Annotated in this window: 12 protein-coding genes; 7 read left to right on the top strand and 5 right to left on the bottom strand. The window is 69.3% G+C overall.

Annotation, left to right across the window (positions count from 1 at the left end):
- The first annotated feature begins 50 nt into the window (after positions 1–50).
- The gene (locus AB0878_RS15560) at positions 51–695 is read left to right on the top strand and encodes a maleylpyruvate isomerase N-terminal domain-containing protein (RefSeq protein ID WP_366580271.1); all 645 of its coding nucleotides are present in this window, start codon (positions 51–53) and stop codon (positions 693–695) included.
- On the opposite strand, the gene AB0878_RS15565 is transcribed toward AB0878_RS15560, so the two are convergent.
- The gene (locus AB0878_RS15565; RefSeq protein WP_366580273.1) at positions 692–1,606 is read right to left on the bottom strand and encodes an aldo/keto reductase; all 915 of its coding nucleotides are present in this window, start codon (positions 1,604–1,606) and stop codon (positions 692–694) included. The genes AB0878_RS15560 and AB0878_RS15565 overlap by 4 nt on opposite strands.
- A gap of 61 nt (positions 1,607–1,667) precedes the next feature.
- On the opposite strand from AB0878_RS15565, the gene AB0878_RS15570 reads away from it, so the two are divergent.
- Entirely contained in the window at positions 1,668–2,489 is an 822-nt protein-coding gene (locus AB0878_RS15570; protein ID WP_366580275.1) for an LLM class F420-dependent oxidoreductase, read from the top strand.
- A 113-nt stretch (positions 2,490–2,602) separates the two neighbouring features.
- Entirely contained in the window at positions 2,603–3,634 is a 1,032-nt protein-coding gene (fbaA, locus tag AB0878_RS15575; RefSeq protein WP_366580277.1) for a class II fructose-bisphosphate aldolase, read from the top strand.
- An 86-nt stretch (positions 3,635–3,720) separates the two neighbouring features.
- On the opposite strand, the gene AB0878_RS15580 is transcribed toward fbaA, so the two are convergent.
- The gene (locus AB0878_RS15580) at positions 3,721–4,914 is read right to left on the bottom strand and encodes a hypothetical protein (protein WP_366580279.1); all 1,194 of its coding nucleotides are present in this window, start codon (positions 4,912–4,914) and stop codon (positions 3,721–3,723) included.
- A 223-nt stretch (positions 4,915–5,137) separates the two neighbouring features.
- Here AB0878_RS15580 and AB0878_RS15585 point away from each other — a divergent pair, with 223 nt between their 5' ends.
- The 3 genes from AB0878_RS15585 to AB0878_RS15595 all read left to right on the top strand — a co-directional run bounded on the left by AB0878_RS15585 (position 5,138) and on the right by AB0878_RS15595 (position 7,390).
- Positions 5,138–5,548, top strand: a complete 411-nt coding sequence (locus AB0878_RS15585) for a DUF3151 domain-containing protein (protein ID WP_366580280.1) — start codon at positions 5,138–5,140, stop codon at positions 5,546–5,548.
- A 128-nt stretch (positions 5,549–5,676) separates the two neighbouring features.
- On the top strand, positions 5,677–6,552 hold the full coding sequence (locus AB0878_RS15590) for a helix-turn-helix transcriptional regulator (RefSeq protein ID WP_366580282.1): 876 nt from the start codon (positions 5,677–5,679) through the stop codon (positions 6,550–6,552).
- Positions 6,553–6,745: 193 nt separating this feature from the next.
- Positions 6,746–7,390, top strand: coding sequence for a TetR/AcrR family transcriptional regulator (locus AB0878_RS15595; RefSeq protein WP_366580284.1), 645 nt, complete (start codon positions 6,746–6,748; stop codon positions 7,388–7,390).
- A gap of 48 nt (positions 7,391–7,438) precedes the next feature.
- On the opposite strand, the gene AB0878_RS15600 is transcribed toward AB0878_RS15595, so the two are convergent.
- Both AB0878_RS15600 and AB0878_RS15605 read right to left on the bottom strand, forming a co-directional pair.
- Entirely contained in the window at positions 7,439–8,626 is a 1,188-nt protein-coding gene (locus tag AB0878_RS15600; RefSeq protein ID WP_366580286.1) for a GGDEF domain-containing protein, read from the bottom strand.
- Between the two features lie 313 nt (positions 8,627–8,939).
- Complete coding sequence (locus AB0878_RS15605; RefSeq protein WP_366580288.1) at positions 8,940–10,199, bottom strand: MFS transporter; 1,260 nt, start codon at positions 10,197–10,199, stop codon at positions 8,940–8,942.
- A gap of 342 nt (positions 10,200–10,541) precedes the next feature.
- On the opposite strand from AB0878_RS15605, the gene AB0878_RS15610 reads away from it, so the two are divergent.
- Complete coding sequence (locus tag AB0878_RS15610; RefSeq protein ID WP_366580553.1) at positions 10,542–12,470, top strand: FAD/NAD(P)-binding protein; 1,929 nt, start codon at positions 10,542–10,544, stop codon at positions 12,468–12,470.
- Here AB0878_RS15610 and AB0878_RS15615 read toward each other — a convergent pair.
- A complete protein-coding gene (locus AB0878_RS15615) occupies positions 12,460–13,749 on the bottom strand; it encodes a PQQ-binding-like beta-propeller repeat protein (protein ID WP_366580290.1) in 1,290 nt (429 codons plus the stop codon). The genes AB0878_RS15610 and AB0878_RS15615 overlap by 11 nt on opposite strands.
- Positions 13,750–13,752 lie beyond the last annotated feature (3 nt).

Consider the following 13,752-nt stretch of genomic DNA (forward strand, 5'->3'; position numbering starts at 1 on the left):
CCGGGGTAAGCTACTTATCGGTAGGTTGCGGTGGGTGGTTGGGTACGGGCATGGATGACGCACCCGTGGGGGATCTCGACCAGCCGTTTCTCGACGCCGCGGCGGTCTGTTCGACGTTGTTGCGGCTCGACGTCGTCCGGGAGCGCTGGGCCGAAGCCAGCGCGTTGCCGGAGCTTTCGGTGGGTGCGCTGGCCTGCCACCTCGCGCGCCAGGTGACGCGCGCGGCCGAGCTGCTCGCGGTCCCGTCGACCCTGCCGGTGCTCGCCGCGGTCGACGAGCACTACGCGCGCGCCGCCTGGGTCACGTCGACCTCGCTCGCCGATCAGGCCAACGACCGCACCACCGACGACGCCGAGGCCGAGCGTGGTTTCGACTGGATGCTCGCGCGGTACGACGACGACCGCGCCTTGGTCGCGCGGCTCTTGCGGGGCGAGGCGGCGGAGCGGGTGGATCTCCCGTGGCAGGGCTGGTCGTTGTGCCGCAACGACTTCCTGCACACCCGCCTGCTGGAGCTCGTCGTCCACTCCGCCGACCTCGCCGCGAGCGTCGACCGGCCGGCGCCGGACTTCCCCGACGCGGCCTTCGCACCCGTGCTCGCGTTGCTGTCCCGGCTCGCCGTCCGCCGGCACGGTCAGGGCGCGGTCGTCAGCACCCTGACCCGCCGGGAGCGGGCGCGGAACATCAGCGCGTTCTAGACCGACGCCTTGCTCAGCATCTCGACCTCGACACCCGTCAGCTCCAGCTCCACCGACGCCACGAGGTCCGTGAGCTGCTCCGGCGTCCGCGCGCTCGCGATGGGCGCGGCGACCGTCGGCTGCACGCGCAGCCAGGCCAGTGCCACCGAGGCGACGGACGCGCCGTGCGCCGAGGCGATCGAGTCCAGTGCGGCCAGCACGCGCTCGCCGCGGTCGTCGAGGTACGCGATCGCGCGCGGGGCGCGGGGCGAGTCGCCGGGCTCGTCGGCCGAGCGGTACTTGCCGGTGAGGAAACCCTTGGCCAGCGCGAAATACGGCAGGGTCGAGAGGCCCTCGCGGGAGACCGTCGGGGCGAGGTCGTTCTCGTAGTCCCGCTCCACCAGGTTGTAGTGCGGCTGCAGGGCCACGTAGCGCGCAAGGCCTTCACGGTCCGAAATGGACAGTGCCTCGGTCAGCCGCTCCGCCGAGTAGTTCGACGCCGCGATGTAGCGCACCTTGCCCGCGCGCACGAGCGAGTCGAACGCCGACAGCGTTTCCTCGAGCGGCGTGTCCTGGTCGTCCCGGTGTGCGTAGTACAGGTCGATGTGGTCGGTTTGCAGGCGCCGCAACGAATCCTCGGCGGCGGCCGTGATGTTGGCCGCAGACAGACCCGGGCGCTGGTCCCACGCGCCGACCTTCGTGGCGACCACGATGTCGTCGCGGCGGCCGCGCTTGGTGAGCCAGTTGCCGATGATCGTTTCCGAACCGCCGCCACCGCCATACACGTCCGCGGTGTCGAGGAAGTTGCCGCCGGCTGAAGCGTAGGCGTCGAGAACCGCGTGGGAAGTCGCTTCGTCCGCGGTGAAGTTGAAGACGTTGCAGCCGAGGTTGAGGCCGTAGACGTCGAGGTCCGAGTTGCCGAGCTTGGTCATGCCACGAAACTACAACCGAGACCCGGAAGAATCCGCCGGGCGACGGGTGTTGGGATGGGTTATGGCTATCGAACTGGGCAGGATCGGCATTTGGCGCAGCGCCACGCAGACGAACGGCGAGTTCGCGGCGGAGGTGGAGAAGCTCGGCTACGGCGCGGTGTGGCTCGGCGGCTCGCCGGGCGGCGACCTGGCGATCGTCGACGAGCTGCTCGGCGCGACCGACCACCTCGCCGTCGCGACCGGCATCGTCAACATCTGGGCCGACACGCCCGAGTCCATCGCGAAGGCGTTCCACCGCATCGAAGCGAAGCACCCGGGTCGGTTCCTCCTCGGCATCGGCGCGGGCCATCCGGAGGCGACGCAGGAGTACAAGAAGCCCTACGCCGCCCTCGTTGAATATCTCGACGGCCTCGACGCGGCGGGCGTCCCGCAGGCGTCGCGCGCGCTCGCGGCGCTGGGCCCGAAGGTGCTGAAGCTGTCGGGCGACCGCACCGCCGGGGCGCACCCGTACCTGACCATCCCGGAGCACACGCGCTCCGCTCGCGAGATCCTCGGCGCGGGTCCGCTGCTCGCCCCCGAGCACAAGGTCGTGTTCGACACCGACCCGGAGCGCGCGCGGGCGCTCGGCCGCAAGACCGTGCAGTTCTACCTGCAGCTGTCCAACTACACGGCCAACCTGCGCAAGCTCGGCTTCACCGAGGAAGACCTCGCCGGCGACGGCAGCGACCGCCTCGTCGACGCCCTCGTGCTGCACGGCGACGCCCCGGCCATCGCGGCGGGCGTGCGCGCGCACCTCGACGCGGGTGCCGACCACGTGAACATCCAGGTCTTGAACGAGGACCCGTTCCCGGCATACCGGGCGCTGGCGGCCGAGTTGTTCTGAATCGTTCCACGTGAGGATGTCCATAGGCGTTCCAAATGAGGTGGACCGGCCCACGCGGCCGGTCCACCTCGTACGATGCGGCTGAGAAGCCAGTCAGTTCCGAGGAGGAAACGATGCCCATCGCCACCCCCGAGGTCTACGCGGAGATGCTCGACCGGGCCAAGGCGAACGAGTTCGCCTACCCGGCCATCAACGTGACCTCGTCGGAGACCGTGAACGCCGCGATCCGCGGGTTCGCCGAGGCGGAGAGCGACGGGATCATCCAGGTCTCCACCGGCGGCGCCGAGTTCGCCTCCGGCCAGAAGGTCAAGGACATGGTCACCGGCGCGTCCGCGCTGGCCGAGTTCGCGCAGGTCGTGGCGGCGAAGTACGACGTGAACGTCGCGCTCCACACCGACCACTGCCCGAAGGACAAGCTCGACGGTTTCGTCCGTCCGCTGATCGAGATCTCGGCCGAGCGCGTGAAGAACGGCCAGAACCCGCTGTTCCAGTCGCACATGTGGGACGGCTCCGCGATCGACCTCGACGAGAACCTGCAGATCGCGCAGGAGCTGCTCGCCAAGACGGCCGCCGCGAAGATCATCCTCGAGGTCGAGATCGGTGTCGTCGGCGGCGAGGAGGACGGCGTCGCGCACGACATCAACGAGAAGCTCTACACCGCCGAAGGCGACTTCCTGAAGACCATCGACGCCCTCGGTTCGGGCGAGAACGGCCGCTACCTGCTGGCCGCGACCTTCGGCAACGTCCACGGCGTCTACAAGCCCGGCAACGTCAAGCTCCGCCCCGACGTGCTCAAGGGCGGCCAGGAAGCGGCCGCCAAGAAGCTCGGCCTCGACGCCGGCGCCAAGCCGTTCGAGCTGGTCTTCCACGGCGGCTCGGGCTCGCTCCCCGAGGAGATCCGCGAGGCGGTGACCTACGGCGTCGTCAAGATGAACGTCGACACGGACACCCAGTACGCCTTCACCCGCCCGATCGTCGACCACTTCTTCAAGAACTACGACGGCGTGCTCAAGATCGACGGCGAGGTGGGCAACAAGAAGGTCTACGACCCGCGCTCCTACCTCAAGGCCGCCGAGGGTGGCATGGCGGCTCGCGTGGTCGAGGCTTGCCAGGCCCTGGGCTCGGCCGGGACGAAGGTCAAGTAAGACCTTGGTCTGAAGTCTGGTCTGGTTGCACGTGAAACGGCCCTTCCCCTGGGTGTCCCGGGGGAAGGGCCGTTTTCTGCACTTGGCTAGGCGACCAGCTTCTCGGGGGTCACCTTCCGCCGGGCGGTCCAGCGGCGCGTGACCGGTCCGGCGCTCGCCCACAGCACGAAGACGCCGACCAATGCCACCACCACCGTCCAGTACGCCACCGGCGGCGCGGACTCCGTGTGCGCGTCGCCGAGGAACCAGACGCGGAACTGCGACTGCAGCCACAGCGCGCCGTAGCCGAAGGCCGTCACCAGCAAGGCCCCGATGGCCGCGGTGGCGACGCGATGGCCGGCGCCGATCGTGAAGGCGAGGTCCACCGCCAACCCGACGGCCAGCAGGTAGAACGGCACCGTCGACACCGGGAAACCCAGCCCCAGCAGCAGCGGCCACATCACGCACCGGTAAGCCACATAAGCACCGGCCACCGCCAGCGCGGCCCAGCGGAACCGCAGCGTGTGGCGGGCGAGGGCGAGGATGAGCGCCATCACCGCGATGCCCCACAGCGGGTAGACCCACTCCGGGATCGGCATCGTGAAGTGCAGGATCGCCGTCCGGTCGACGGGGTGCCCGATCTGGTTGGCGGCAAAGCTCAGCAGCGAAGGCTCGGCCTCGGGCGCCCCGCGCTCCCACGCGCGGAGGCCGAGGATGCCGTACTCCTGCTGGCCGTTGGGGAAGAACGTGTTCTCCAGGAAAAACGCCCACAGCGCCAGCAGCACGCCCGTCCGGAAGCGCCCCGGCGGTGCGAGGCGCAGCCAGCCGAGCAGGACGCCCGCCTGCATGATGCCGGTGCCGAGGTACAGCATCATGTGCGACGGGCTCCACGCGGTGAGGTCGAGGCCGTTCACGCGGTGGTTGATCACGTCGAGCGGCGCCGCGACGAGGAACACCACGAGGCCCGTCTGCATCAGCCGCAATGACGGTTTGTCGCAGCCCAGGCCCGTGTAGCTGTGGATCGCGACCAGCACGATGATGATCACCGTGCCGACGGTGTTGATCAGGTGCGGGGGCGCCAGGTCGTCGCGCAGCCACCTGAAGTGCCACGACATGTCCCACGACGAGCCCAGCAGCTTGAACCCGAACGCCGCCAGCCACATCCCGTAGCAGAATCGCAGCACCCACGCGGGCGTCGGCTGTCCGGCCGCCCCGCGGTGCCAGTGCCGCCGGAAGAACAGCCGGGTCTTCCCGACCGGGCTCCGCGGGATCACGTCTACCTGCGTCATGGTCGTCATCATTCCCGGCGCGCGGGCGGCGGTGGTGCGGAAGGTGCCAAACCGCGCGAAAACCGGGGTTCACCCCTACGGGTGGCGGATTTGCCTCCGCGGCCTTTTTCACGGCATGGTGTCGCGCCATGATGCCGAAACGCGTTGTCGCCGCAGTCGTCGTCGCCGCCCTCGTGCTGGCCGGCGGAGGCGTGCTGACGAGCCTGTTCCTCTGAGCGCGCGGCAGAATGTCGGTATGACGCACAACCTGCTTGGCCCCGAGCCGACGTTGCTGCCCGAGCACACCGCCGCCCAGGCCGCCCTGGACGCGGGCACCGACCCGTCGGCCGTCGCCGCCGAACACCCCGACTTCAGCGCCGCGTGGGCCGCCCTCGCCGAAAAGGCCCTCGCCGACGGCGAAACCGTCGCTGCCTACGCCTACGCCCGCACCGGCTACCACCGCGGCCTCGACCAGCTCCGCCGCGCCGGCTGGAAGGGCTTCGGCCCGGTGCCGTGGTCGCACCGCCCCAACCAGGGCTTCCTCCGCGCCCTGGCCGCCCTCGGCCTCGCCGCGGGCCGCATCGGCGAAACCGACGAGTACGACCGCGTGAAGACCTTCCTCAACGACTCCGACCCAGCCGCGGGCGAAGCGACGGGCCTGAAGTAAGCCAACCGGCGGCTGGCCCCCACCTCAAACCGGGTGGGGGCCAGCCGCGCCTCCGCCGTGGCGTTCCTTCGGGTGATCTCCGGTGTGAACGTAAGTGTTCCCAGTTGGGGACACTTTACTTTCTGTGAATGAAAACCACCGCCATGCTCACGCCGCGGATTCGCACCCTGGGTGCATCCCTTCGCGCGGCGCGGGTTGGTGCGCACTACGGCGTTCGTGAGCTGGCCCGCCGGATCGGGGTGAGCCCGTCGCTGGTGGTGCATTGGGAGCTGGGATCGCGGGTGCCGACAGCCGAAGATGTGTCCGGGGTGCTGGGAGCGCTCGGTGTTGTCGGCGACGAGAAACAGCGCATCTTGTGGATGGCGCGCGGCGCAGCCGAGCCAGGGTGGATCACCTACGGCAGGCCAGGCGCGCCGAACCACATTGCCGGAGTGCTCGCTTGCGAGGAAGCGGCCACGGACATCGTGGAGTGGGCGCCGATGGTGATTCCGGGCCTGCTCCAGACGCCCGGATACGCGCGCGCATTGTTTACCGCAGGTGGGTTCGACCTTGCGGAGGTCGAGCGCCGGGTCGCGGTACGGATGGCGCGAAGGAAGCAGATCGCCGGCAGCGAAGCGGTGCCATTTCATTGCCTGATCGGCGAAGCAGCTTTGCATGGCAAGATCGGCACCCCGGCGACCATGGCCGACCAACTGCGTGCGCTGGCGGCTTTGACCGGCCAGAGCACGATTTCGCTGCAAGTGGTACCCGGCGGCGAGGGCTGGCACCCCGGGCTGGAAGGCCGGTTCGTTCTCTTCGGCCAGAGAAACTCTGTGTCGGTGTTGTACTTCGAGCACCTCAGTTCGGGCTGCTTCGTTCCCGATGAATACGAGGTGAAGCAGTACCGCGAAGCAGTGAAGGCGATGCGCGCGATCGCGCTGAGCCAGGAGGACTCGATCGAGTTGATGAACCGGCTGGCAGCCCAACTCGAAAGTCGCGACGAAGCCGGGCCGCCGCAGGCATAGCTGCAACCAAGCAGTGAATCCGCGGTTGTCCACAGGCACCTGACTTATCCACAGAAACGCGCCTGCGCACTGCGGTCGCCGGGTTTTGTCGGTGGGTGCCGATAGACTGGACAAGGGCACGCCCCCCAGGGAGGGCGGGGGTTTTGTCCGGGCGGGCTGCTTCGGAAAGGCACAACGCGAGGTGAGCGCACCGATGTCGAGCCCCGCGCCGCGTGGGAGGCCGCGGAAGTGGCCCGTGGCGGAGCAGCGGGCCAAGGTGGTGCGGGCAGCGACCGAGGCGGTGGCGCGGCACGGGTTCGAGGCGGCGACGATCGAGGAGATCGCGAGGGCCGCCGGGGTGTCGCGGCAGTCCGTGTACGAGCAGTTCGGGGAGCGCAAGAGCCTGTTCGCCGTGGTGGTTTCCGACGCGGAGGAGAGGGCGTTCGAAGCGATCGGGGCGCCGGCGAGGGACGCGTCGGAGCCGGATTTGCGGGCGTGGGCGAGGGCGAACTACGCGAACATGTTCAGGTTCGTCGAGGAGGACCCGCACGCGTTTCCCGTGCTCAGAGAAGCCGAGCGGGCGGGGAATCCGGCGTTGACGAGGCTGCGGGAGCGGCTGGCCGTGATCTACGCGGAGGCGAGCCGCAAGCGGTGGGCGGCGTACGGGGTGGACTCGGGACGGGCCGACAAAGCGCTCGTGACCTTGTACTTCGCGATGACCGAAGCGTTGGTCCAAGTGTCCTGGGAAGGTGACCCGCCGGCCCAGGACGCGTTGGTGGACCTGCTCACGGAGTTCACCGTCGGTGGGGTGCTGAGGCTGCAGACCCAGGCGGCGGATGTGATCGAAAGGCTGCGCTAGGTCCGGCCGAAGCTCGGGGGAGGAAGCCGGCCGGACCCCGCGTGGACCCTATGCGACGGCCGCGAGCTCCCGGACCGGCGAGGAAACCGCGCCGATCACTCGGTTGCGGCCGCCGTGCTTCGCCGCGTACACGGCGGCGTCGGCGGAAGCCATGACTTCGTCGACGCTCGTGCCGTCCACCGGGAACGACGCGACGCCGATCGACGCCGTGCGCTCGGAGATCTCGACGGCCGCGCCTTCGTTGGTGTGCGTCGCGATCACGAGCTCGCTGATGCGCTGGCGGATGCGCTCCGCCGTGACGATCGCGTCTTCCTTCGACGTCGACGGCAGGAGCGCGACGAACTCTTCGCCGCCGAAGCGGCCGACGAGGTCGTGGGCGCGGGTCTCCTGCTTGACGACGGCGGCCACGGCCTTGAGCACGTCGTCGCCGGCGAGGTGGCCGAAGGTGTCGTTGATGGACTTGAAGTGGTCGAGGTCGATCATCAGCGCGCCGAAGCTGCCGTTTTCGCGCTCGGCGCGGGAGACCTCGCGCTGCGCGCCGTCCTGCCAGGTGGTGGCGTTGAGCAGCTGGGTCTTCTGGTCCGTGGTCGCGAGCTCTTCGAGGCGCTTGATCAGCACCGAGCGCTGCAACACGTACAGGGGCAGGATCACCAGCACCGACAGCAGCGGTTCGCTGGTGAGCACCATGGTGAGCAGACCGCCGACGCACAGGATCGACGCCTCGAGGAGGTTGTCGTCCATCGTGCCGAAGCAGGACGCGGGGGTCGCCTCCGCCGGGTCGGCGAGGTACAGGCCGAGACCGGTGAGCGCGGTGTTCACGACGAAGTAGCCGAGCGCCGCGGCGGCGACCATCGCGACACCGTGGCTGCCCGCGAGGTGACCGCCGAGCGCGGCGCCGAAACCGGACAGGATCATCGTCGTCGCGTTCGCCGCGACGCGGTGGGCCTCACCCGGACGGGTGCCGTGCCAGCTGCGGAACGCAAGGTAGCCGTAGAGCAAAACGGCCAGTCCGGCCACGAGCTGCGGCGGAACCAGCAACGCGGCGGGCAGCAGCCACACGGACGTCACGTTGATGTGCGGGCCCCGGCTGAGCATCCGGCGCTGGCGCTCGATCTGCCGGGTGATCTCGGTCTGAGCGACGGCCAGGCCCGTGATCAGCGCGAACAGCTCCAGCTGACCCGTCGTGACCGGCACCAGCAGGCTGCTCACGACCGCCAGCACGACGGCGACGGCCATGCTCGTGAGCGTGACGGCGATCCACCGTCGCGGCCTCGACCACAGCGCCCACCCCTTGACCGCAGCGACCGCGCCCTGCCCAGACCGTTCCCCCGATGTGACCATTTTTCCCCCAAACCCTTGCGCGAATGTCCGGTGACAATCTCCTCACGCACAGTTTCGGGCCGTTTGCCGCCTGTCCACAAGAGCCTTAGGTGTGTACCTTTTTCCCGAACACGCCGGATGAAGGGTGACCAGCTATGCGCAGCAAGGATCAGTGACCGCGTAGCAGCACCGCAAGGTCGCGCAGGTCAGAGCCCACGCGCCGAGCATGTCACGCATGCTCGGCGCGTGTGGCTTCCTTCGCCGTACCCTCGCTCGTCCGGCCGGAGAACGTCCGCTGCCACATGATCGTTAGCGGAATCGTAATCAGAAGTCCGACCAACCCGAAGATCCCGACAGTCGTCTGGGCGGTCAGGTGGTCGGCGATCACTCCGCCGATCAGGGGAACCACGCCCATCGTGGTCGTCAGGCCCGTGTTGGACAGGCCCATCGTCTGCGCCCGGGTCTCGTCCGGCACCGCCACGGTGAGCGAAGCCGTGGCTTGCAACAGCGCGATCGTGCCGAAACCGCCGGAGATCACGAACAGGATGATCGACGCGACGGGCCCCGGCTGCAGGAAGCAGAGCAGGAGCGGAATCGCGGCGAGCGCCGTCATCGGCCCGATCAGCTTCGGCCGCACCTCGGCGGGCACCCAGCGCGTGTAGATGAAGGTGAAGATCACGCTGCCCACCGGGTCGGCCGCCAGCAGCAGGCCGATCACCTCCGGGCCGCCGCCGGACGACGCGACGTACGGCGCCGCGATGCCCTCGTACACGGGCATGAAGCCGGCGAGCCAGGTGAACAGCATCAGCGAACGCAGAGCCGAGGTCGCGAAGCCGACCTTGCCGCCCGCGCTCAGCGACGCGAGGAACGGCTTGCGCTTCTCCCCGGTCGCGGCCGCCGGGCGCGCCTTCACGCCGAAGCGGATGAACAGGGCCGAGAGCACGAAGGTGCCGGCGTCGAGGACCAGCGCCAGACGCGGGTCGAGCGCCAGCAGCAGCGCGCCACCGCCGGCGAAGCCGAGCAGCTGCGCCGACTGCACCGTCATGCTGCGGATGCCCATGCCGACCACGAACCGGTCGCCTTCGAGCACCTGCGGCAGCAGAGCCAGCTGCGACGCCTTGAAGGGTGGGTTCAGCAGCGAGACGCAGCCGACGAGCACGCACAGGACCCAGAACGGCAGCCCGGGGATGGCCACCAGCAGGATCAGCGCGGCCCGCGCCGAATCGACCACCACCATCACCGTGCGCCGGGAGAAGCGGTCGGCGATGCCGGTGAGGAAGATGCCGCCGAGCAGGGACGGGAAGAACGTGAGCGCGTAGGTGAGGCCGGTGAGCGTGGCCGACTGCGTGGTGGCGTAGACCAGCACGGACAGCGCGACACGGGCCAGCTGGTCGCCGGCGATCGACAGCAGCTCGCCGAACCACATCGCGCGGAACTCGGCGACCCCGAAGACCTCGCGGAACGTCACCCGTCCCGGTGCTGCCGTCATGCGTGCTTCTCCCCGACATTCGTGTGCGGACGGTTCCGCACGGTGATCAGGCGGTGACCTTAGGACCTCGTGGTCACGAGCCAATCACAAAACGTGAGTTGCCAAGGTCAGTGTCCCGTGACTGTTGGTGAATCTCTAGGTTCTTTCGCCGGTATCCAACGGGTCACGGACAGTTCTCCGAGTGTCCAGACCATAGCGCCGAGCACCGTCAAGATCACGAGGGTAGCGTGATGTGGCCTGCGCCACACTCGTCCGGATGCCGCGCTGCGTAGTGCAGTTGCACCGGTGTCCGCACTGTGGGAGCGCCACTTCGTGGCCGCCTGGCGGCGTAGCTTCGAGTCCGTGGCCGATCACCCGACGTTCACGCTCGCCGTCGTGGGCGCCGGACCTCGCGGGGTCGGTGTCCTGGAGCGGCTCTCCGCCAACGCACCCGAACTGCTCGGCGACCGGCGGTTCGTGGTGCACCTGATCGACCCGTTCCCCGTGGGGCCGGGCCGCGTGTGGCGCTATGAGCAGTCGCCGCTGCTGCGCATGAACTCCATGCCCGAGGACGTCACGATGTACACGGACGACTCGGTGCGCATGGAGGGACCGGTCGCGCCCGGGCCGTCGCTCATCGAGTGGACGCGCGAGGTGCGTTCGGGCTCCTTGTCCTTCCCCGTGCCGGAAGACCTGCGTGCGGAGTTCGACGCGCTCGCCAGCACCGACTTCCCGACGCGGCGGCTGCAGAGCCTGTACCTGCGCTGGTTCTACGAGAAGGTGCGCGCCGAGCTGCCGCCGGGGATCGAGGTGGTGGAGCACGCGAGCGCGGCCGTCGCGATCGAGAACGGGCCGCCGCAGCGCGTGCGCCTGGCCGACGGCTCCGAACTGACGGCCGACGCCGTGCTCCTGACTGTCGGCCACCTCGACGCGACGCCGGACCAGGGCGAGAGCGCGCTGGCGGCCTTCGCCGAGCGGCACGAGCTGGCGTACTACCCGGCGGGTTACACCGCCGACGTCGACTACTCCGGCGTGCCGGCCGGCGAGCCCGTGCTGGTGCGCGGCTTCGGGCTCGCGTTCGTCGACCTCATGCTCCTGCTCACGGAGGGCCGCGGCGGCCGTTTCGAGGACCTGCCCGGCGGCGGCCTGCGCTACCACCCGAGCGGGGCGGAGCCGGTGCTGCACGTCGGCTCGCGGCGCGGGGTGCCGTACCACGCGAAGACGGGGTACCGGCTGCGCGGGAAACCGTTGCAGCTGCCCAGGTTCTTCGACTCCTACGCGATCGACGCGCTGTGCGCCCGGCCGGGGCCGATCGACTTCCGCGCCGACGTGTGGCCCTTGATCGCGAAGGAGCTCGCGTGGGCGTATTACACGGAGCTCTTCACGGGGCACCCGGATCGGGTGGTGATGGATTTCGCGGTTTTCGCGGACCGGTTCGCGGATCTGCCGTGGGGGACGGCCGAAATGGAAGCGCTGGTCGTTTCCGCGATTCCTGCCGAAGAGGACCGGCTTGATCTGGAGCGGCTGGACCGGCCGTTCGGGGGTGAGCATTTCGAATCCGTGGAGGAATTCGGAAAAGCCGTCCGGGAGTACGTGGAAGCCGACCTCGCGCGCCGCGCGGACCAGCGGTTCAGCGCCGATCTCGGGGCGTTCATGGCGCTGTTGTCCGTGGTCGGGCAGCTGCCGGCGTTGCTGATGACCGGCCGGCTTTCGGCGGCGTCGCAGGTCGCCGACATGGACGGGTGGTTCCGCGGCTTCTTTTCGTTCTACGCGAGTGGGCCGCCGCCGCGTCGGCTGGAGGAATTGCTGGCTCTGGCCGACGCCGGCCTGGTTTCTTTCCTGGGTGCGGATTTGCTGGTGACGGCGGATGAAAACACCGGGGAATTTGCCGCTTCGAGTTCGAGCTTCCCCGACGTGGTGCGTGCCCGCACGTTGATCGAGGCGCGGCTGCCGGAAGCGAGCGTGCCGCGCGTGTTCGACACGCTGCTGCGCCAGATGCGCGACGCCGGGACCCTGACGGAGGAAACCGTCCCCGACGCCCTCGGCGACGACCAGCCCTCGGGCCGCATCGCCACGCGCATCACGGACTCCCGCCTCCTTGACGAGGCCGGCACCGCGCACCCGCGCCGCTTTGCCATGGGCGTGCACACGAGCATCCGCTCGCCGGGAGCGTTCACCCGCCCCCGGACGAACGCGATCATGTTCCGTCAGAACGACGCTCTGGCAAGGGAACTGCTGCAGCTGTCACCCGACGACCAGCCCACCGCGGTGGCCGGGCCGATCACTTCTTGACGGGGTACGCCTTGGCATTGCCGTCGTCGTCCACGCCGACACCGGCATACGCGCTGACCAGGACGGGCGCGGCGCCGACGTTGTCGGTGGACAGGTCCTTGCCGGTCTTGGCGTCCAGCACGATCGGCTGCCCGCCTTGGGTTTTGCCGTACAGGGCGCCGTGCCAGGCGACGGTGACGCTCGGCGCGACGCGGTTGGCGGCCTGGTCCGGCAGGCTCCACAGCTTGGCGGCGGTCTTGGCGTCGTAGCCGGTGAGCACGCCGTCTTCCTCGCACGTCAGCACGGACTGCTGGTCGTAGAGGCAGTCGCCGTAGGCCTGGGAGCCGAAGCCGTGCGCGCCTTCGATCTTGGCCTTCTCGGCGCCGGTGGCGGGGTCGAGGAACAGCAGGTACGACTGCCCGGAGCCGTAGTCGGTGCGGTTGGCCACGACGAGTGCTGGATCCGCCTGCACCATCGTGAGCCCGTAGGACTCGCGCGCGCCGATCCACTTCTGCTGCCCGGTGGCCAGGTCGAGCGCGGTGGCCTGGGTCATCGAGGAGTTCTCGGGCACGTTGAAGTCGGTGCCGACGAGGACGTCGCCGTGGAGGCTGCCGGCCAGGTAGTCCTTGCGCTGCCACAGGGTCTTGCCGGTCGCCGGGTCGAGCGCGGCCGTGACGTGGTCCTCGTCCTGGCTGTAGCTCGCGACGACGGCCTTGTCGGTCACGGCGACGACCTGGGTCACGGCGTTGCCGGCGTCGGCGTACTGGTCGTCGGACACCTTGATGTCCGCCTGCCAGGCCTTGGTGCCGGTCTCCGTGTCCGCGGCGATCACCGACAGCGTGATGTAGGCCGGGGTGGTGCCTTGTTCCGGCATGAGGACCGGAACGGCGCCGACCGCGAGCTTGTCGCCGACCGCCGGCGGGCGCGGTCCGGTCTCGTTCACGAACGGTGTGGCCTGGTTGTACGGGTCGCCGGGTTTGCCGGTGACCGCGACGGTCCACTTCTGCCGGCCGGTCAGCACGTCCACCGCGTTGAGCGCGGTCTGCGTGATGATGTAGGCGGTGCGGTCGCGCAAGGTCGTGAACGTCGACACGACGTTGCCGGCCACGTTGGCGCGCAGTGCCTCGGCGGGCAGGCCGACGCCGGCGCCCGCGTCGAACGCGGTCGGCGGATCGGCCGTCTTGGCCGCGGGCTCGGTGGACGTCGGCTGCTGCGCGGCCGGTGCTGATCCGGCGGGCACCGAAGCGGTGCCGTTGTTCGTGCCGCCACTGCAGCCGGCGACGGTGATAGCTGTCCCCAAGCA

This window comes from Amycolatopsis sp. NPDC047767 (assembly GCF_040704195.1).
Lineage (GTDB): Bacteria > Actinomycetota > Actinomycetes > Mycobacteriales > Pseudonocardiaceae > Amycolatopsis.

What these genes read in the sequence shown, in the direction of transcription:
- AB0878_RS15560 (WP_366580271.1), top strand. Translation starts at nt 51, where the DNA reads ATGGATGACGCACCCGTGGGGGATCTCGACCAGCCGTTTCTCGACGCC.
- AB0878_RS15565 (WP_366580273.1), bottom strand. Translation starts at nt 1,606, where the DNA reads ATGACCAAGCTCGGCAACTCGGACCTCGACGTCTACGGCCTCAACCTC.
- AB0878_RS15570 (WP_366580275.1), top strand. Translation starts at nt 1,668, where the DNA reads ATGGCTATCGAACTGGGCAGGATCGGCATTTGGCGCAGCGCCACGCAG.
- fbaA (WP_366580277.1), top strand. Translation starts at nt 2,603, where the DNA reads ATGCCCATCGCCACCCCCGAGGTCTACGCGGAGATGCTCGACCGGGCC.
- AB0878_RS15580 (WP_366580279.1), bottom strand. Translation starts at nt 4,914, where the DNA reads ATGATGACGACCATGACGCAGGTAGACGTGATCCCGCGGAGCCCGGTC.
- AB0878_RS15585 (WP_366580280.1), top strand. Translation starts at nt 5,138, where the DNA reads ATGACGCACAACCTGCTTGGCCCCGAGCCGACGTTGCTGCCCGAGCAC.
- AB0878_RS15590 (WP_366580282.1), top strand. Translation starts at nt 5,677, where the DNA reads ATGAAAACCACCGCCATGCTCACGCCGCGGATTCGCACCCTGGGTGCA.
- AB0878_RS15595 (WP_366580284.1), top strand. Translation starts at nt 6,746, where the DNA reads ATGTCGAGCCCCGCGCCGCGTGGGAGGCCGCGGAAGTGGCCCGTGGCG.
- AB0878_RS15600 (WP_366580286.1), bottom strand. Translation starts at nt 8,626, where the DNA reads ATGGCCGTCGCCGTCGTGCTGGCGGTCGTGAGCAGCCTGCTGGTGCCG.
- AB0878_RS15605 (WP_366580288.1), bottom strand. Translation starts at nt 10,199, where the DNA reads ATGACGGCAGCACCGGGACGGGTGACGTTCCGCGAGGTCTTCGGGGTC.